Here is a 17,932-nt window from a genome sequence, read left to right as displayed (position 1 = left end):
GATTATCGCAATTTCGGGTTCAACACATCGCGCAGCCAGTCGCCGAAAAGGTTCACGGAAAGCGCAAGGGCCAGAAGGGTGAGTGACGGGAACAGCAGGATCCACCATTCACCGGAGAGAATGTACTGCCGGCCGACATTGATCAGTGTGCCAAGAGATGGCTGTGTTTTCGGCGCACCCACTCCGAGGAAGCTCAGAGTTGCTTCTGCAATGATGGCCAGTGCCAGGCTGATCGTCGCGATCACGAGGATCGGTCCGGTGACATTCGGAAGAATGTGGCGGACCATGATGCTCCAGCGCTTGAGGCCAATCAGGTGACCCGCCTGAACATATTCCTTCTGCCGCTCCACCATGGTGGCACCGCGGACGGTCCGGGCAAACTGTACCCACTCAGATAGACCAATGGAGATGATCAAGACCCAGATGGCCATTTCATCCCGCAGATCCGGAGGGATCAGGCCCTTGCCGATCCCGTAAAGCAGCATGGCAACCATGATGGACGGGAAAGTCATCTGGATGTCGGCAACACGCATGATGATGCCGTCTACCCAACCGCCGACATATCCGGACAGAAGACCAAGGATCACTCCGAGGGTCATGGCAAACAGGACCGCGACCAAGCCTACAAACAGGGAAATACGCAATCCAAAGAGGATGGTTGAGAAAACGTCGCGACCCTGATCATCGGTACCAAGAAAGAAGTAGTCACCGGTGAAATCGTTCGCTGAGAAGGGCTTTGTAAAGCCATTCATCAGGTTGAGACTGGATGGGTCAAACGGTGTGTAGGGTGACAAAAACGGCGAAAAGATCGCTCCTAATACAAGCGTAACAAACACGAGTGACGAAACGACGATCACCGGTTTGGATTTGTAGGAATGCCAGATATCGGAGTCCATCCAACGTTGCCAGGTCGATGTGGCAACCGTTTCCTTAAACTCCGGGCGGGCGCTTGCGCCCTTGGGGGATTGGGTTTCCATGATGCCTCTTGTCCTCAGTTGCTGCCCACACTGAGACGCGGGTCGATGGTGAAATAGAGCAGATCGACGATCAGGTTGATGGTCACGAAAATGACGGCAACGAGCAGCAGATACGCTGACATGACCGGGATATCGACAAAGTTCACCGCATTGATGAAGAGAAGGCCAACACCTGGCCACTGGAACACGCTTTCCGTGATGATCGCAAAGGCGACAATCGAACCGAATTGAAGACCGGTCACGGTAATGACCGGAACCATGGTGTTCTTCATGGCATGACCAAAATTGACAGTCTTCTGGCTCAGTCCGCGGGCCCTTGCAAAGCGGATGTAGTCTGTTCTTAAGACCTCAAGCATTTCTGAGCGTACCAGACGCATGATCAAGGTCATCTGATAAAGACCAAGCGTGATCGCCGGCAGGATCATGGATTTCAGCCCGTCCACGGTCAGAATAGCGAGGTCGACCCCGAACAAGCTGCGGGTGTCGCCGCGCCCGAAGGAAGGCAACCAGCCAAGATTTACCGCGAACAGCCAGATCAGGAAAACGCCGATCAAGAAGGTTGGAAGCGAAACACCGATCAGCGAGGCGGTCATGATGAAGTTAGCCACATAGCCATCTCGTCGGATAGCTGTGTAGACCCCCAAAACGAAGCCGAGCGATATCGCAATGACGCCTGATAGGAAGGCCAATTCGAGCGTTGCGGGGAGGCGCTCCAGGATGACCTCTCCAACCGGCAGGCCTACGCGGTAGGAGACGCCGAAATCGCCGGACATGGCTCGTTGGAAGTAGCGGACATATTGAACGATGATCGGATCATTCAGTCCGAGCCGCTCCTCAAGTTCCGCGCGGTCGGCAGCTGTCGCTTCCTGACCGAGCATGTTCTCCACGGGGTCGCCCATGAATTTGAACATGGCAAATGAAACAAAACCGACGGCCATCAGGACTAGAAGTGCCTGGCCGAGGCGGCGAATGATGAATGCGAGCATTTTTCAAGCCAATCGAGAGACTGTGGCGTCCGCGACAGTCTGCTAAGTCTTCCGATAAGGACGTGCTTATACTTGCGCGATGCGCAGAGTCTACCGTTTTTCCACTGTTTCAACAGTGACGCTGGCGGGAAAAGCCGTAAAACTCATTTGGCTGACAAGCTAAAAACATCACCACCGTACCGGATGAACTTCAAACGGTACGGTGGTGAGAGCGCGAGACTTAGTTAAAAGTCAGGAACTTAAAGTGCGGCTGATCTTCCGGCTGTACTGCGAAGTTGATCTTGTCAGCCATGCCCCAGTTCAGGACCTGGTTGTGGATTGGCAGGTACAGGTTTTCAGACTTCACCGTATCCCAGATTTCAGCAATCGTGGCGTTACGGACTTCCTGATCTGTTTCAGATGCGAGGCTTTTGATTTTCGCATCGAGCTCCGGGTTGGAATAGCCGGTCGCATTCCAGGAACCGAGCTTGTCGGTTGAGGTGTGCGTCAGGAAGTTGAAGATGTACTCAGAGTCGAACGTCGGAACGCCCCAGCCGAGCATGTAGAAGTCTGTTTCCTTGTTCTGGATCAGCGGGAAGTGCTGTGCCTTCGGCTTTGCGTCCAGGTTAACCTTGACACCGATCTGGCCGAGCATGCCAACGGCAGCCTGACAGATGCCTTCGTCGTTGACATAGCGATCGTTCGGGCAGTTCAGCGTGATGCCGAAACCGTCGCCGTAGCCAGCTTCTTCCATCAATGCCTTTGCTTTCGCAACGTCATACTCAGGATATGCGTCCAGTGCTTCGGTCCAGCCGTTTACGAACGGAGGCATGATCACACCTGTCGGAGCAGACTGATCGCGCATAACGATCTTTTTGATCGCATCACGGTTGAGAGCGATGTTCATCGCTTCACGAACGCGGTTGTCGGCGAGCGGGTTTTTGCCGTCGACTGTGTCGCTTGTCAGGTCGTCAGCGCCCTGGTTCATACCGAAGAAGATTGTCCGGTTCTGAGCTGCAGTGTTGAGCTTCAAGCCGTCGGTCCGCTCAACGATCGGCAAATCCTGCACCGGAACGTCCTGAATCAGGTCAACTTCACCAGACAGAAGAGCGGAAACGCGGGTCGCGCCTTCCTGGATCGGTGTGTAGATGATTTCAGTAACTTCCAGCGGGAACTCGCCTTTGCCCCAATAGTTCGGGTTCTGCTTTAGGATTGTTTCGGAATCCTGCTTGCGGCTCTCCAGAACAAATGCGCCGGTTCCGTTGACTGCGCGCACACACGGGTTGTCGCCGCCATTCGCAATGTCTTGCGGTGCTTCACAGCCGTTGTCAGTTGCCCAGCCGGAATCCATGATGAACAGGTTCGTCATGTTGTTCGGCAGAAGCGGGTTCGGGCCATCTGTCTCGAAATGGACAGTGTAATCGTCGACCTTGCGCACGTCCTTGATGGAGTTCAGCAACTCTTTCATCGCGGATGTTGGCATCATGGCGCGCTTAAAGGAGAAGACAACGTCGTCAGCAGTGAAGTCTTCGCCGCCATGGAACTTCACACCTTCACGGAGCTTGAATTCCCAAACGGTCGGATCTTCGGTCGGCTCCCAGCTGGTTGCAAGTGCCGGAATGATCTGTGCTTCCATGTCGCGCTGCAGGAGCGGCTCATACATTTGGTGCGCAAGCGTGTGGGTCGGGCCCTCGTTCTGAGCATGCGGGTCCAGAGTGAGAGAGTCGCCAGCACGCGCCCAGCGAAGTGTTTCAGCGTTTACTGCGCTCAGTCCGGCACAAAGGGCCACACTTGCAGCAGTCAATTTCAGGAAAGTCTTCGTCATATTTTTCCCCTTCGGTTGTCACTGGGGCCGTTTCCCGGCGTGATCTTATGATGATCCCCAGTTTGCCTGTACGGACTTACTCGCAAGGTCATATGTCAGTTGGCATTAAGCGCCAGCCACCCTGCGGCATCCTGGCGGTAACAGACCCCTATGGCTGGTGGGAGTCAAGGGTTAAGTAGATCTACGAAGTGGTTCAAATTATGCATTTTCCGACATGACGCAGCGTCTTTCGTGTTTCCATTGCCGATGCGACCAAGAGTGCGTCAGAGCCACTTGCGCATCAGCCGTGAAATTGGCCGGGTGCGAACAACTTGAGACACACTCTTGGGTTACTTCTTGAGCTCCCTCAGTAATTTGTTGCCGTGATTGCTTTGCTTTTCGTGAGACTGCGTTTTCGTCTGAAGCCGTCGGCCGGACTCAATAGCTTGCGGATGTCATTGCCAATGGACAGCAAAACCGGGATGAGGATGAGGGTGATGAGTGTCGCGAAGACTTCTCCGTAAGCGAGGGAGACAGCAGCTGGGATCAAGTAGCGCGCCTGTTCGGACGTCTCGCTCATGAGGGGAACGAGGCCAACGACTGTGGTGGCTGTCGTCAGGAAGATGGCCTGAAAGCGGGCAACGCCGCAGTTAAAGACAGCATCTTCATGCTCGGTACCTTCCTCGCGAGCTTGCACGTAGTGCGTCATCATAACCAGGGAATCGTTGACCACGACCCCAATCAAGGCGAGCACGCCAAAAAACGACAGCAAAGAAAAGGGCAGATCCATCACTGCGTGCCCGAGTACTGCACCAACGAAACCAAAAGGAATCACGGACATGATGATGACCGGCTTCCAGTAGGATTTCAGCGGCACTGCCATCAAAATGTAAATTAGCAAACCGGCGATCAGAAAAGCGCGCAAAAGCCCGCCGCGCATTTCTCCGATTTCTTCCAATTCCCCTCCTGCATCGATCTTGAGGCCAGGGTATTTGGCTTCAAGATCTTGGGAGAACTCTCCAAAGATGGTTTCCGCGACCTCTTCAGGCGCCGCGATATTCCGGTTGATGTCCGCCATGACGGTCGCGATCAAGGAGCCGTTGCGCCTTAGGATTTGGTCCGGAACATAGCTGGGCGTGATCTCAGCGACAGTTGAGAGAGGGATCCACTGGCCCTTCGCGCTTTTGAGCTGCATCTCCATCAGGTCTTCAATGCGATCCCGCGCGGTCAATGCGTTGCGGACGACCACACGGACTTCGGCATCACCCCTTTGGATCCGTTGAGCTTCTCCGCCGCCGAAAGCATATCCGATCTGACGCGCGAGGCTCTCGGACGTAAAGCCCAGCGACTTTGCTTCTGGCCTGAGGTGTAACCGCAGCTCCGGCTGGCCGGTGAGCAGACTGTCCCGGGTGTTGGAAACTCCGCTAATACGGTCAAGCCGGTCACGGACCTCCAGACTTGCGGCCTCAAGCGCCTGTTGATCTTTTGCCATAAGGCGGATCTGGAAACCGCCACCAAAATCTTCAAATGCAGAAAAGGTGATTTCCGATACGCCTTCCAGAGGGGCAACACGCGACTTCCATGCTTCCAGGATGTCGCTGGTGCTCAGGTGAGGGCGGTCGGCAGACGGTATCACTTCCATATAGAGCTCAGCCGTTGTCGCGCCGGTGACAAACGCAAACACATGCGCAACGGCTCCACTGCCATTGGCCGTGATCAGCTCCGGATCCTGGTTGAGCGCCACGGCAGCTTCTTCAAGAAGCGCAACGTTTTTCCGGGTGAGTGCAGCCGTTGCTCTCTGATCCATTTGAAGGGACACCGAGATCACTTGGCCCGGCACGTTCGGGAAGAAAACAGACTTGATCTGACCTTTCGCCATGAGCCCAAAAACCAAGGCCGCCGCGGCAACAAATGTGATGAAAACAGCGTAACGATTTAGAAGTGCCCATTTCAGGATCGGGGTGTAGATACGATCACGGAAGCCCAGCAATCCGGACCTGGCACCTTTTTGAAGCCAGCCCCAACTGCGGGTCATCCTTCCGCTTCTATCATCGGGGATTGGATTTATGTGGGCCAGGTGCGCTGGCAGGATGAGCTTGCTTTCAACAAGGGAAAACAGCAGTGCCAGAATGACAACGCCTGCAAATCCTGAAAGAACCTTGCCCAAGGGGCTCGTGATAAGAAGGAGCGGAAAGAACGCGGCAACTGTGGTCAGCACACCGAAGACAGTTGCAACGGACACTTTTTCCACGCCGACTGCCGTGCCCTTGATCGGATCGGCGAATTTCTTCCGTTGCTCGTGCACACTTTCGCCAACAACCACAGCGTCGTCGACCAAGATACCGAGCACGATGATAAAGCCGAATGTCGTGATGTCATTGAGGGAATAGTCGACCCACCCGCTTGTAGAGACCGCAAAGGCACCAGCCAAAGAAATCGGAATGCCCATTGCGACCCAGAAGGCAAGCCGCACGTTCAGGAACAGCGCGAGCATCAACGCTACCAGGATCAATCCCTGGACAGCGCTGCTGGATAACAGTTGAAGTCGGTCAGATATGTAGTCGCGTGAGTTGCCCCAGATCGCAATCTGGACACTTTCTGGCAAGCTTTCCTGCGTTTTGGCGACAATGGCCTCTGCAGCATCCGAAACCAGCAAAAGATTGTCCTTGCGCCCAATCAGAACCTCCATCCCGACAGAGGGTCTCTGGTTGAAACGTGTCTCGATCGGAGTTTCGTCGAAACCGTCTGTAATTGTCGCGAGCTCACCGAGCGATGTGGTTGTTCCATCTGGCCATGTCGCAACGGGGATCTTTTCGAAGTCGCGAACAGAATAAGCCTGACTGTCTGCGCGCAGGGTGATGTCACCGCCCTCTGTTCTCAGCGTTCCGCCTTGGAAGAAAAGAGACGATTGTTGAATGCGTTCCATGACGTCTGAAATCGTCAAATCATGACGTTGCAGCGCGCCCGGCGTGAATTCGATCGAGATTTCCTGCGTCCGCAGCCCCCAATCATTGACCCTGGTTATTTCAGGGCTTGCCAAGAGATCGGCGCGTAGGTCGCGGGCAGTCTTTTGGAGGGATTTAAGGTCAATGTCTCCGTAGATCTGGATGTAGAGCGCGGGAAGGTCGAAGTCGTTCGTTTCGATCACGGGGCGCCGGGCATCCTTTGGCAAATCGTAGATGCCATCGACTTTCAACCGAACGTCGTCGAGAAGCTTGGTAAGCTTTGTGCCGTCGGTTTTCTGGATCGATATCACTGAGAGGCCCGGCTGAGATTGGGACCTGATCGATTTCACCCCCTCCAGACCCTCGACAGCTTTCTCAACCTTGCGCGTGATCTGCTCATCCACCTGGGCGGTGTGCGCATTTGGCAAGGATGTTGCCACTGTAACCGTGTCGGCCGGGATCTTAGGGAAGCCTTCAATCCGCACGGTGAAGACAGATGTGATGCCGGCGAAGAGGATGAACACCATCAAAAGATTGGCGGCGACAGGGTTACGAATGAACCAGTTTGTGAGCCAAGTCATTTGCCTTGCTCCAGATCCATCGGTGCAACCTTTCGTCCGGGCAAAAACGAGCTCATCGGAAACGCAACGATCCGGAGGCCGGTTTCTTGCGCGAGCTCTTCCGGAGCGGCGACCACAACGTCTCCTATGTCGCGGAAAAGAGGCTGTGCCGCGAAGCGTTGCAGCCGATTGCCGCGATCAACATGCCAAACGAAATCATTCTGGGTGAGAGCGCTTTCGGGAATCCGCAGAGTGTTTCCGATAGCGCGGACGGGCAGGCGCAGCTCCACAAAAGCTCCAGGTAGAATGCGCCCTTCTTCCAAAGGCTTTACCTCTAGAAAAAGCTGGTGTTTCCGCGATTGCGGATCCAGGAAGCCGCCGCTTTCTCGAACTCCTGCAGTGCCGATTTTTACGCCACGCTCATCAAAGACGCCCACGGACAGGTCAGACCAGTCCTTGGACAGCAGTGCCCACTCATTTGGGCCCACCGATGCTTGAGTATCCAGCAGGCTGTCGTCCAGGATCTGAAAGAGAACATCCCCTTCATGGACCGTTGCGCCGGGGCTGACGTTGCGCCGGGTCACGATGCCGTCAAAAGGGGCCCGCAGTGTGGTGGAGCGCAGGTCATATTCGGATGCCGCGACGCGCGCTTCTGTTGCTTTCAAGGCGCGATCGGCAACATGAACTTGCGGCAGGTGAACGGCCATTTCCGGGGGTGTTTCTCCGGGTTTGGCTGCCGTCCAGTCCTTCAAAGCGATGCGGTGCTTGTTTTGGGCCTTTCGAAGATCGAGTTTCGAGCTTTCGTAAGCCGATCGTGCATCCGCTACGTTGGCCACGTAAGGGGCATCTTCCAATTGCAGGAGGACGTCCCCCTTTGATACTCGGGATCCGGCGAGAGCGGGGGGCGTTTGATTGCTGACAACACCTGATATGCGGGATCGCAGATCGACTTGCCAACGCGGAGTAACCTCTGCGAACACCGTAACCGCCCCGGTATGAGTGCCAATTTCAGCATTCACTACCGTCACTGGAGGAAGTGGTTGCGGGACTGATGTCAATTTGACATCAGCTGTGTCTTCCAACTCGCTCAACGCCCCGGCCACGGCAAGCAGTGCCATGAAGGCGAGTGCAATCCAGATGCCTTTTCTCATGATTTGCTGGCCTTTTTTAACGCAATTTTCGCGACCGGCTGCGTTGGCATTTTGATAGCTTGGCAGCGCCCGGCCTCCTCGCAGGTGCCAATGCCTGGTGGGGATTGAAACGGGAACTCAGCCAAGGGAAAGGTCTCCGTTTGAGTTGATCCTGCGCGTGATTTCGCTCAATCGGGACCAGCTTTGCAGAGCGATTGGAAGGGTGAGGGCCGCTTCCACAAATTCCCAAGAGTAGCTTGCGATTGAAAAGATGCGTCCTGCGGTGATGCCGGCCAGCCCTGCTGCCTGGTAAAGATTGAAAACTATGAAACCGACCTGAAGCAGGAAAATGCCGCCATAAACAAATGCCTCGGTATCCGAAATTGCGACTTCATGCTGGCGCAGGGCGCGCAGGTGACGGAAGATGCCGAGCCGCTCGCCTCGTGTGAGGACATCCACTTGCTGTTCGCGCTGCTCGTTGAGTTTCCGGTTGACGTTGTAGAAGCGCTTGTGAAAGCAGGCGTAAACCAGAAGCATCCCGGCCAGCACCAACAGCGATGAGAGACCGAGCGACATATCGAAATAGGTCAGAATGGTCAGGCTCACGCTCAGTTGTATGAGCGCTGCGATCAGTTGTGGGGCTTCATGCTCCAAAAAGTCGACCAGTTCGCGGGACATGTCGATCCGGGCATTTCGTCTCGAAACATGCAGTGAGGAGCATCGCTGATGGAGTTCGTCTCCAAGATGCAGCCGTATTGTGCCGTAGGCACGGGTGTCGTAAATCCGGCGTCCGACAGCCAGGAAACAAAGGCCACACAATACGGCCATCATCCAGCCGAGTTCGGAAACCCGGCCTGCAAGCAAGCCGTCAATCGATAGACCGATCAACAACGGGATCAGGGCAATCAGGCAGTTTTCGGCAAATACAATTGTCCAAGTGATTGCGATTTTCGCCCTGAACATCTGGAAGATATAAGCTAGATCAATCGCCATCCGCATTTTACGGTCATTTCCCAAAAAGTGCTCGAATTCAGATTTGAGAGGTCGCTAACAAACAAATCTGCTTCGAATAAAAATCGAATGAACGTTCGTTCGTTGAATTACATAATCGGATTTTGAAGAAATGCAATGGAGCCCATACAGGAATGAGTGAAAAACCGACCCGGGAAGAGACGACAAATGCGCGGCGGAAACACATCGTGGAGGTCGCAGCTGCGTGTTTTATTGCGAAGGGGTTTCACCAAACCAGCATTCGGGACATCGCGCGCAGCGCGGGGGTGTCCTTAGGAAACATCTATAATCACTTCCCCGGAAAGACTGAGATCATTGCTGAAATTGCGAGCCTCGAAGCGGCGCAAATCGATGCCTTTGGATCGATGTTTGAGAAAAACGGCAACGACCCGCACAAGGCGCTTGATCAATTCTTGAAAGCATACTTGAAGACCTGCAGCGCCCCCAGCCATGCTGCGTTGACGCTTGAAATTCTAGCAGAAGCCATCCGGCAGCCGGAGATAACGGTCGGTTTCATGGAAAACCGTGTGAAGCTTCTGGCAGGTTTGGAGGGCCTGCTCGGCCAGCTGAGAAACAGCGAGAGTGCTGAGAGTAATCTTTCGGATCGCGACGCAGCTGAGTTTGTCTTGGATCTGATTGAAGGTGTTGGGATGCGGGTGTTCTTTGAAGAGCGGAAACCTGCAAAGCGGGATCACCAGAAGCTGCATCTGGCAATCAGCAAGCTGTGTAGCTGAGTTGTTGAAGGTCTAACCTTAATCAAAATGCGACAAGTCAAAGGCATGCACGTCTTGCAACAGTTCAACAAACCCTCTTGCAGCGTGATCCAGCGAGGCTTTGCCCTTTTCTGCGGTCGCGATTGAGGCGTCCCCCACCGTTCCAGCCGGATTGAGATCCTGAGCCTTCCAGCCAAAAGCATGAGGGCCGTGTGCTCGAAGGTGCTTGAACATGGAGGCAAAGTCCTCCTGTGCAGATCTAAAGTTCCGAGCCTTGTCCATGTTTACGAGGTCAGGCCGGAGGTGCAGCATGATCGAGGTCTCGACGTCTCCGCCATGGATGCCGAAGGTCAGTTCGTGATCTGAAAACACGCCTTCGGGTTGACCAAAAGCTGCCCAGGCTGTTCCGACGGCCAGCATATTGTGCCGGACACGCAATTCGCGCGTTAGAATGCCAATCAGGGGAACGTTGCCGCCGTGGGAGTTGACCACAACAACCTTGCGCACGCCAGCTCTGAGGATGCTGTCGCCGAGCTCAAGCCACGCCTGCAAGGCCGTTTCCCAGGTCATTGTCAGTGTGCCGGCGGACGAAATGTGTTCATTGGATTTGCCGACCGCCTGGACCGGCAAGAAGCTGGCCGGAATATCATTTGGAAGCAGTTCTATGACTCGGCTAATTTGCCCTTCCGCAATCGCGGTGTCGGTATAGACTGGGAGGTGAGGCCCATGCTGCTCGATTGCTGCAACTGGCAGAACGGTGATCCAATCTTTTACGTCAGGATGATCGAAATCCGTTGTTGTCATATCTTGCCAATAGGGTTTCGGCAGCATTATTCGTCTTCCTAATAACTTGTATTTGCAATCTATGCCTAGTCGGCAGCGGCAACGATTTCAATCTCAACCACGAACTCTTCGCGTGCAAATCCGGACACAATCATGAGCGTGGAAGCCGGTGGCGGGTCAGTGATGAATTGGTCTCTGGTTTTCATATAGCCCGGCAAATGTTCTCGGCCGGTTACATACGCGTTGATGCGCACAATATCCGCCAAAGTCATGCCCGCTGATGCCAGAATTGCCCGAATGTTTTCAAAACAGAGCGCTGTTTGGCCCTCAACGCTGGTCGGTATTTGATCCTCGGCATCAATGCCGAGTTGGCCAGAGGCAAATAGAAGGCGATGCCCAGGTGGAACTTCCACCGCATGGCTGTAGCGTGCAAACGGCGGCCGAATGTCCGGCGGTGTGTGGGTCTTTTTCAATATAATGCTCCGTGAAGAATTGCGCAGGAGCCTATCCCGCGGCCTAGGCAGACGCAATTTCCCGCTCTGCGTAATTTGCAAGCTTCTGCATAAATTGAAAGCATGTCTATTTTTTGAGCTGACAGGCTGTGGGATATATGCAAGTCTATTTTTGCTGCCGGGAGCAAACTTCCTGGTAGCAATTTAAGCGGGCCATGATCTTAATATAAAGGCTCACTTCTTGCCTGTTCCGCTCTCAGGGCTTTCGAGCACAGCGGCAGAGCATTCGGCCTGTGGTGGGCGGATTGACCTGCGTGGTGTGTGATGAAAACGGGGAACGCGGAAATGGATTTGTCTCGGAAAATTGGACTTGCAACGCTCGCTGTCATGGCGTCGACAAGTGCGCATGCGCTTGAGAAGGTGACATTCGGTACCAACTGGGTCGCTCAGGCCGAGCACGGCGGATATTATCAGGCTGTTGCCGACGGCACTTACGAAGCCTGCGGGATCGAAGTGGAAATCAAGCCCGGCGGACCTCAGGCGAACAATCGGATTTTGTTGCCTGTCGGCAAGATCGATTTCCTGATGGGCGGCAATATGCTGCAAGCGTTCTCAGCTGTTGAGCAGGGCATTCCGACGACTGTGGTGGCTGCGCACTTCCAAAAAGAGCCGCAAATTCTGATGACCCACCCGGATCAGGGCCTCGACACCTGGGAAAGCCTAAAAGATATCAATCTCCTCATCGGTAAGGGTGGCCTCAATTCCTATTTTCAATGGATGAAAGCTGAGTTCGGCTTCAAGGATGAGCAGGTTCGGCCGTACACCTATAACTCTGCGCCGTTCCTTGCAGACAAGAAGCTCGGCCAACAGGGCTACATCACCTCTGAACCCTATGCGATCGAGACCGAAGGCGGGTTTGAACCCAACATTTTCCTGATCGCGGACTATGGGTATGACACCTATTCCACCACCGTTGAGACCCGGCTCGACCTCATCGAGACCAAGCCAGAGGTTGTGAAGTGTTTCGTCGATGGGTCTGCCATCGGTTGGGTCAATTTCCTTTATGGAGATAACTCCAAAGCCTTGGAGCTGATCAAAAAAGACAATCCGGGTATGACCGACGGACAGCTGGCGTTCTCCATCGACAAGCTGAAGTCTTACGGCATCGTGGACAGCGGGGATGCGCTCACCATGGGGATTGGTGCGATGACCGACGAGCGCAACAAATCCTTCTTTGAGAAGATGGTCGCTGCCGGTGTGGTGAATGGAGATGTCGATTACACCAAGTCGTACACGCTTCAGTTCGTCAACCAAGGGGTCGGAGTGGACCTCAAGAAAGAACTTGCTGGAAACTGAGGCGGACCTGTTTCGTGTTTCATAGGAATGTTGCAACCATGGCCGGAGATTGATGCAATGACGGCCATGGTAAATACAAACATGCAATCAGATATCGTTTCGGGTTCGCCGATTGTTTCGTTGAAGGGTATTTCAAAAACCTTCTCCAACGGAACGGTCGCGCTCAACAACATGTCGCTCGACATACGACAAGGGGAATTCGTTTCGCTGCTCGGGCCCTCCGGATGCGGAAAGTCGACGGCCTTGCGGATCATCACCAGCTTGACCAGTCCAACTACGGGCCGGGTCGAATGGCCGCTCGAAGAAAGCAAGCAAAAGGAACATGAGCTAAGTTTCGTGTTCCAGGAACCGACGCTGATGCCGTGGGCAACGGTTTTCGGCAATGTCTGGCTGCCCCTCCGCTTGAAGGGTGTTTCCAGAAAAGCGGCGCATGACCGGGTTATGGAGGCTTTGCAGGGGGTCGGGTTGGAGCAATTCGCCGACAGCTACCCGCGCGAGCTGTCTGGCGGCATGAAAATGCGGGTCTCCATTGCCCGTGCGCTGGTCACGAAGCCCAAGTTGCTTTTGATGGATGAGCCCTTTGCTGCGCTCGACGAGATTACACGCTTCAAACTGAACAACGATCTTTTGCGTCTTTGGGAAACCTTTGGATGGACCGTCATCTTCGTTACGCACTCGGTATTTGAGTCTGTCTATCTGTCCAACCGGATCGTGGTGATGGCGGCGCGGCCCGGCCGTGTGGTCAACGACATGGCAATCGACGCGCCGTATCCGAGGGATGAAGCCTTCCGGACATCTCCCGTTTATGCAGGATTTTGCCGGGATGTTTCGGATGCGCTGCATAAGGCAATGATTGTGGGAGATCATCTTTGATGTGTCTGTCCCGATACATACTGAACAAAGGCGGTAGTAGATCATGACACTCGAGATCGCCGACAAGAACGCCATTGCACCTGCCCCGCAGTCTGTTCCACTCGATGCGGAGGAGCTCAAACGGGCGCGTGCGGCACGGCGGGAGGCTGTTGGCCGTTGGGTCCTGCCGATCGTTATCCTCGTTTTGTCGGTATATTTCTGGGACAGGCTGTGTGTCTGGAATGAGATACCCCACTATATCCTGCCGCGCCCGGGGCTTGTTTTTGAAACGCTTCTTGCTGATTGGGGCATCTTGAGCATTGCTTTGATCAACACGCTCAAGATCACGTTTGGTGCGCTTTTGATCGCCACGCTCGGTGGGCTTGGTTTGGCAGTCCTCTTCACTCAGTCCAAGTGGATTGAGATTTCGTTTTTTCCGTTCGCTGTCATCTTGCAAGTTACCCCGATCATCGCGATCGCGCCTTTAATCCTCATCTACGTGGATTCAATCACAGCCGGACTTCTGATTTGTGCGTGGATTGTTGCGTTTTTTCCGATCCTTTCCAACACGACTTTGGGCTTGAATTCAGCCGATCATAATCTTCAAAACCTGTTCCGCCTTTATGGCGCGAGCCGGTGGCAAACACTGCGTTTCTTGAGATTGCCTGCATCCATGCCGTACTTTTTGGGCGGTTTGAAAATTGCCGGTGGCTTGTCCTTGATCGGAGCCATTGTTGCCGAATTTGTCGCCGGGTCAGCGGGGTCAGGATCCGGTCTTGCCAACCAAATCCTTGAGGCGAGCTATCGTCTCAACATGCCGCGCATGTTTGCTGCGCTGATCCTGATTTCCGTGACCGGTATATTGATATTCCTTTCCATGAACCTTCTTTCGCATCTGCTTCTGCGCAAGTGGCACGAAAGCGCGTTGAAGCGGGAGATGTAGATGAAGCCGGGGTGGGGCGCCGGGTTCAAAGGGACCGGCATCATCAGAAATGCGACTGTGCCCGTATGTCTTCTGGAGGGTGTGCAGCAAGCCTCGGTCTCGGAGCTTACGGTTCGTGATATCGTGTTCAAGAATGGAAAGCTCACACAGATTGCTCCAGCTGGGACGCTGCCGGAAGGCGCGGGCGGCCTTGATCTCGATGGCGGGCTTATCCTGCCGACACTCGTGGATGTGCACACACATCTGGACAAGGGGCATATTTGGCCGCGCGAGCCCAATCCGGACGGGACCTTTCAAGGTGCACTTCAAGCGGTGGGAAGAGACCGGAGCGCTTACTGGTGTGCCGAGGATGTCAGGGCCCGGATGGATTTCTCACTAAAGTGTGCCTACGCCCATGGGACGGGTGCGATCCGCACCCACCTAGACAGTCTTCCCCCACAAGATGACATCACGTGGCCGATCTTTGCGGAAATACGCTCTGAGTGGGCCGGACGAATTGAGCTTCAAGGTGTGTGCCTGTTCGGCATTGACCGGCTGGCCGAAGACAATGGTTACCTTCACAGCATTGCCGATCGTGTTTCAGCTGCCGGCGGGGTCTTGGGGGCTGTTACATACATGGTGCCGGATGTGGATCAGCATCTGGAATCCGTTTTTAAAGCGGCAATGGATCGCGGCCTGGATCTTGATTTTCATGTCGATGAAACGCTTGATCCGGCGGCGGACACCTTACGCCGGATCGCAGAAGTCGCGCTGCGCTTGGGGTTTGATGGCAAGATCCTGTGCGGACACTGCTGCTCCTTGTCGGTGCATTGCGATGACGACATTTCCAGAACTCTGGACTTGGTCGCAGATGCTGGGATTTCTGTCGTTTCACTGCCGATGTGCAACATGTATTTGCAGGACCGCATGCAAGGACGGACACCACGCAAGCGCGGCGTGACACTTTTGCATGAAATGCGCGCGCGCGGCATTCAAGTGTGTGTCGCCTCGGATAACACCCGCGATCCCTTTTATGCCTATGGCGATATGGATCTTGTCGAGGTGTACACCCAGGCAACCCGGATCCTGCATCTTGATCATCCTGTCGGCGATTGGATCCGTGCGGTTACGGCAACGCCAGCGCATATCATGGGATTGCCCAAGGGCCAGATAGCGGTCGGCGGGGCCGCTGATCTTCTGCTTTTTAATGCGCGGAACTGGAATGAGCTTCTGTCCCGCCCAGCCGGCCCTCGCCGCGTGCTGAGAGCAGGGTGCAGCATTGATCAGACCTTGCCCGACTATCGTGAACTCGATCGACTTCTTCAGAAAGGGACCTCCTGACCATGAGCGCCATTGCCGCTTTGATAGCCGATCTCGATGGGATCAAGATCGAGGACAACCCGCAAATCGTAAAGCAAAAGAGCCGGGACTTTTTCTGGTATTCACCAGTGCTAAAGGCTCAACTTGAAAACGTCACCGGCGATCTGATTGTGACACCTAAGTCCGAGGACGAGGTCATCCGGATCCTCAAGGCGTGTTTTGCGGCTGATGTTCCTGTTACGACACGCGGTGCCGGGACTGGAAACTATGGCCAAGCCATGCCGTTGTCGGGTGGGGTCGTTCTCAACCTTGCGGAAATGACTGCGGTGAAGGAAGTGCGGACCGGATCTGTCGTTGCCGAGGCTGGTGCCATAATAGCGGATATTGATGCGATCACCCGAGCCCAGACCGGACAGGAATTGCGGATGCATCCATCAACTTACCGGACCGCGACGATCGGCGGGTTTATTGCGGGCGGGTCGGGCGGCGTTGGGTCGATCAACTGGGGTGGCTTGAGGGATCTCGGAAACGTCATTCGTTTGCGAGTTGTCACGATGGAGGCTGAGCCGCAGGTTCTTGAAATGACGGGCGATGAACTGCAGAAAGTGATGCACGCCTATGGCACGAACGGCATTATCACCGAAGTCGAGATGCCTTTGACCGCCAGTTACGACTGGGTGGATGTTTTGGTCGGGTTTGACGACTTTATGGATGCGGTGCGGTTTTCAGATGAACTGGCCAATCTGGATGGTCTGCTGACGAAGAACATAGCGCCGATCGCTGCGCCAGTTCCTCATGACTATTTCCTCCGGCACCAGAATTTCATCCGCAAGGACCAGTCCGTTGCTGTCTTGATGGTCGCCCCCTTCGCGATGGCTGCATTCGATGCGTTCATGGAGCGGCAGTCCAAGGGGGAGGTGCTCTATCGGTCGGACAAAGCGTCAGACGAAGATCTGAAACGCCTACCGCCTGCTTACGAGCTTTCGTGGAACCACACGACCTTGCGGGGGCTCAGGGTGGATCCCTCAATCACCTATCTCCAGGTTCTTTATCCATTTCCCAACCAGGTCGAGCTGGTTGGCAAGATGCATGAGATGTTTGGAGATGAGATTCCGGGCCATCTCGAATACGTGCGGTTTGATGGCAACGTCACATGCTTTGGCCTGCCGATTGTCCGCTATTCCAACGAGGCCCGGCTCGAAGAAATCATACGTCTTCACGAAGACAATGGTTGTCCGATCTTCAATCCACATCGGTACACGCTTGAGGAGGGTGGAATGAAGCAGACGGATGCAGTTCAGCTCGCTTTCAAAAAGCAGGCCGATCCGAAGGGGTTGCTCAACCCGGGCAAAATGATTGCCTGGGAAAATCCGGATTATGATTTCGAAAGCGGTCAGGTGTTCCTGTTTCCGGGTCTGCAACGGGCCTGATACCAAGTTTCAGTTCAAATGCCGGCCGTGCTCCGGCGAAAAGCGATGTAAAAGGCCAAACGCATGCGCGTTCTCGTGGTTTTCTGTCACCCTTGCGAAGAAAGTTTCAATGCGGCGCTGTGTACAGCTGTTGTCGAGACGCTCGAGGCGGGCGGTCATGACATTCGGTTGACGGATCTTTATTCCAAAGGCTTTGATCCTGTCATGAGCGCGCAGGAGCGGCGCGGCTATCATACGCCTCAGGCCAATACCATCCCCGTCGCCGATGATTTGGCAGACATCAAGTGGTGTGAAGCAATTGTTTTTGTCTATCCGACTTGGTGGTTCGGTTTGCCTGCCATGTTGAAAGGGTGGCTGGAGCGAGTCTGGGTGCCGCATGAAACCTTCATTATGCCAACGGACACGAAGGGCCTGCAGCCCAACATGCAGAACATCTCCCACATCGCGATCGTAACGACCTGCGGGGCCAGTTGGTGGGTGTCCAAGTTGGTGGGTGAGCCTGGGCGCAAGACGATCATGCGCGGCATCAAATTGCTTGCCAAACCGGGATGCAAAACCCGGTACTTGGCGCACTACAAGATGGACAGTTCAACACTGGAAAGCCGCAAGAATTATGTTGAGACGGTCAAAGAAAAGGTTGCCGCTTTTCTGAAATGAAGCGTTTGCGTCTCTTTCTCTTCTGCCTGTTTCTCGCTCATTGGTGCCTGATTTT

At 54.6% G+C, this 17,932-nt stretch carries 15 protein-coding genes; 7 read left to right on the top strand and 8 right to left on the bottom strand.

Annotated features, from left to right (window positions below):
- Nucleotides 1–2 precede the first annotated feature (2 nt).
- From ACVDG4_RS15135 to ACVDG4_RS15110, 6 genes are all read right to left on the bottom strand, one after another.
- On the bottom strand, nucleotides 3–977 hold the full coding sequence (locus ACVDG4_RS15135) for an ABC transporter permease (protein ID WP_133951980.1): 975 nt from the start codon (nucleotides 975–977) through the stop codon (nucleotides 3–5).
- Between the two features lie 14 nt (nucleotides 978–991).
- The gene (locus tag ACVDG4_RS15130) at nucleotides 992–1,963 is read right to left on the bottom strand and encodes an ABC transporter permease (protein ID WP_209174545.1); all 972 of its coding nucleotides are present in this window, start codon (nucleotides 1,961–1,963) and stop codon (nucleotides 992–994) included.
- A 220-nt stretch (nucleotides 1,964–2,183) separates the two neighbouring features.
- Nucleotides 2,184–3,767, bottom strand: a complete 1,584-nt coding sequence (locus ACVDG4_RS15125; protein ID WP_420339978.1) for an ABC transporter substrate-binding protein — start codon at nucleotides 3,765–3,767, stop codon at nucleotides 2,184–2,186.
- A 346-nt stretch (nucleotides 3,768–4,113) separates the two neighbouring features.
- A complete protein-coding gene (locus tag ACVDG4_RS15120; protein WP_447235684.1) occupies nucleotides 4,114–7,272 on the bottom strand; it encodes an efflux RND transporter permease subunit in 3,159 nt (1,052 codons plus the stop codon).
- A complete protein-coding gene (locus ACVDG4_RS15115; protein WP_447235683.1) occupies nucleotides 7,269–8,402 on the bottom strand; it encodes an efflux RND transporter periplasmic adaptor subunit in 1,134 nt (377 codons plus the stop codon). Before ACVDG4_RS15115 ends, ACVDG4_RS15120 begins: the two co-directional genes overlap by 4 nt.
- A 117-nt stretch (nucleotides 8,403–8,519) precedes the next feature.
- A complete protein-coding gene (locus tag ACVDG4_RS15110) occupies nucleotides 8,520–9,380 on the bottom strand; it encodes an ABC transporter six-transmembrane domain-containing protein (protein WP_447235682.1) in 861 nt (286 codons plus the stop codon).
- Nucleotides 9,381–9,526: 146 nt separating this feature from the next.
- Here ACVDG4_RS15110 and ACVDG4_RS15105 point away from each other — a divergent pair, with 146 nt between their 5' ends.
- Nucleotides 9,527–10,126, top strand: coding sequence for a TetR/AcrR family transcriptional regulator (locus ACVDG4_RS15105; RefSeq protein ID WP_447235681.1), 600 nt, complete (start codon nucleotides 9,527–9,529; stop codon nucleotides 10,124–10,126).
- An 18-nt stretch (nucleotides 10,127–10,144) separates the two neighbouring features.
- Here the strand turns inward: ACVDG4_RS15105 and ACVDG4_RS15100 are convergent, their stop codons facing one another.
- Together ACVDG4_RS15100 and ACVDG4_RS15095 are read right to left on the bottom strand one after the other, a co-directional pair.
- Nucleotides 10,145–10,936 carry a creatininase family protein gene (locus ACVDG4_RS15100; protein WP_447235680.1) on the bottom strand — a complete coding sequence of 264 codons (792 nt, stop codon included), beginning with the start codon at nucleotides 10,934–10,936 and terminating at the stop codon, nucleotides 10,145–10,147.
- A 38-nt stretch (nucleotides 10,937–10,974) separates the two neighbouring features.
- Nucleotides 10,975–11,364 carry a RidA family protein gene (locus ACVDG4_RS15095; protein WP_447235911.1) on the bottom strand — a complete coding sequence of 130 codons (390 nt, stop codon included), beginning with the start codon at nucleotides 11,362–11,364 and terminating at the stop codon, nucleotides 10,975–10,977.
- A 321-nt stretch (nucleotides 11,365–11,685) separates the two neighbouring features.
- Between ACVDG4_RS15095 and ACVDG4_RS15090 the strand changes: the two genes are divergently transcribed.
- The 6 genes from ACVDG4_RS15090 to ACVDG4_RS15065 all read left to right on the top strand — a co-directional run bounded on the left by ACVDG4_RS15090 (nucleotide 11,686) and on the right by ACVDG4_RS15065 (nucleotide 17,877).
- Nucleotides 11,686–12,696 carry an ABC transporter substrate-binding protein gene (locus tag ACVDG4_RS15090; protein ID WP_209174537.1) on the top strand — a complete coding sequence of 337 codons (1,011 nt, stop codon included), beginning with the start codon at nucleotides 11,686–11,688 and terminating at the stop codon, nucleotides 12,694–12,696.
- Between the two features lie 57 nt (nucleotides 12,697–12,753).
- Nucleotides 12,754–13,569, top strand: a complete 816-nt coding sequence (locus ACVDG4_RS15085) for an ABC transporter ATP-binding protein (protein ID WP_447235679.1) — start codon at nucleotides 12,754–12,756, stop codon at nucleotides 13,567–13,569.
- Between the two features lie 43 nt (nucleotides 13,570–13,612).
- Nucleotides 13,613–14,491 carry an ABC transporter permease gene (locus ACVDG4_RS15080; RefSeq protein WP_447235678.1) on the top strand — a complete coding sequence of 293 codons (879 nt, stop codon included), beginning with the start codon at nucleotides 13,613–13,615 and terminating at the stop codon, nucleotides 14,489–14,491.
- Nucleotides 14,492–15,811 carry a cytosine deaminase gene (locus ACVDG4_RS15075; protein WP_447235677.1) on the top strand — a complete coding sequence of 440 codons (1,320 nt, stop codon included), beginning with the start codon at nucleotides 14,492–14,494 and terminating at the stop codon, nucleotides 15,809–15,811. It abuts the gene before it with no gap.
- A gap of 2 nt (nucleotides 15,812–15,813) precedes the next feature.
- Nucleotides 15,814–17,220, top strand: coding sequence for an FAD-binding oxidoreductase (locus tag ACVDG4_RS15070; RefSeq protein WP_447235676.1), 1,407 nt, complete (start codon nucleotides 15,814–15,816; stop codon nucleotides 17,218–17,220).
- Nucleotides 17,221–17,283: 63 nt separating this feature from the next.
- Nucleotides 17,284–17,877 (top strand): NAD(P)H-dependent oxidoreductase, encoded by a 594-nt coding sequence (locus ACVDG4_RS15065; RefSeq protein WP_447235675.1) that lies wholly within the window; start codon nucleotides 17,284–17,286, stop codon nucleotides 17,875–17,877.
- The last annotated feature ends 55 nt before the right edge of the window (nucleotides 17,878–17,932 follow it).

It is taken from the genome of Roseibium sp. MB-4 (assembly GCF_053005265.1).
The sequence above is the reverse complement of the archived record's forward strand: the minus strand, read 5'-3'. Positions and strand labels throughout refer to the sequence as shown.

What these genes read in the sequence shown, in the direction of transcription:
- ACVDG4_RS15120 (WP_447235684.1), bottom strand. Translation starts at nt 7,272, where the DNA reads ATGACTTGGCTCACAAACTGGTTCATTCGTAACCCTGTCGCCGCCAAT.
- ACVDG4_RS15105 (WP_447235681.1), top strand. Translation starts at nt 9,527, where the DNA reads ATGAGTGAAAAACCGACCCGGGAAGAGACGACAAATGCGCGGCGGAAA.
- ACVDG4_RS15110 (WP_447235682.1), bottom strand. Translation starts at nt 9,380, where the DNA reads ATGCGGATGGCGATTGATCTAGCTTATATCTTCCAGATGTTCAGGGCG.
- ACVDG4_RS15130 (WP_209174545.1), bottom strand. Translation starts at nt 1,963, where the DNA reads ATGCTCGCATTCATCATTCGCCGCCTCGGCCAGGCACTTCTAGTCCTG.
- ACVDG4_RS15115 (WP_447235683.1), bottom strand. Translation starts at nt 8,402, where the DNA reads ATGAGAAAAGGCATCTGGATTGCACTCGCCTTCATGGCACTGCTTGCC.
- ACVDG4_RS15075 (WP_447235677.1), top strand. Translation starts at nt 14,492, where the DNA reads ATGAAGCCGGGGTGGGGCGCCGGGTTCAAAGGGACCGGCATCATCAGA.
- ACVDG4_RS15100 (WP_447235680.1), bottom strand. Translation starts at nt 10,936, where the DNA reads ATGCTGCCGAAACCCTATTGGCAAGATATGACAACAACGGATTTCGAT.
- ACVDG4_RS15065 (WP_447235675.1), top strand. Translation starts at nt 17,284, where the DNA reads ATGCGCGTTCTCGTGGTTTTCTGTCACCCTTGCGAAGAAAGTTTCAAT.
- ACVDG4_RS15070 (WP_447235676.1), top strand. Translation starts at nt 15,814, where the DNA reads ATGAGCGCCATTGCCGCTTTGATAGCCGATCTCGATGGGATCAAGATC.
- ACVDG4_RS15085 (WP_447235679.1), top strand. Translation starts at nt 12,754, where the DNA reads ATGACGGCCATGGTAAATACAAACATGCAATCAGATATCGTTTCGGGT.
- ACVDG4_RS15135 (WP_133951980.1), bottom strand. Translation starts at nt 977, where the DNA reads ATGGAAACCCAATCCCCCAAGGGCGCAAGCGCCCGCCCGGAGTTTAAG.
- ACVDG4_RS15125 (WP_420339978.1), bottom strand. Translation starts at nt 3,767, where the DNA reads ATGACGAAGACTTTCCTGAAATTGACTGCTGCAAGTGTGGCCCTTTGT.
- ACVDG4_RS15080 (WP_447235678.1), top strand. Translation starts at nt 13,613, where the DNA reads ATGACACTCGAGATCGCCGACAAGAACGCCATTGCACCTGCCCCGCAG.
- ACVDG4_RS15090 (WP_209174537.1), top strand. Translation starts at nt 11,686, where the DNA reads ATGGATTTGTCTCGGAAAATTGGACTTGCAACGCTCGCTGTCATGGCG.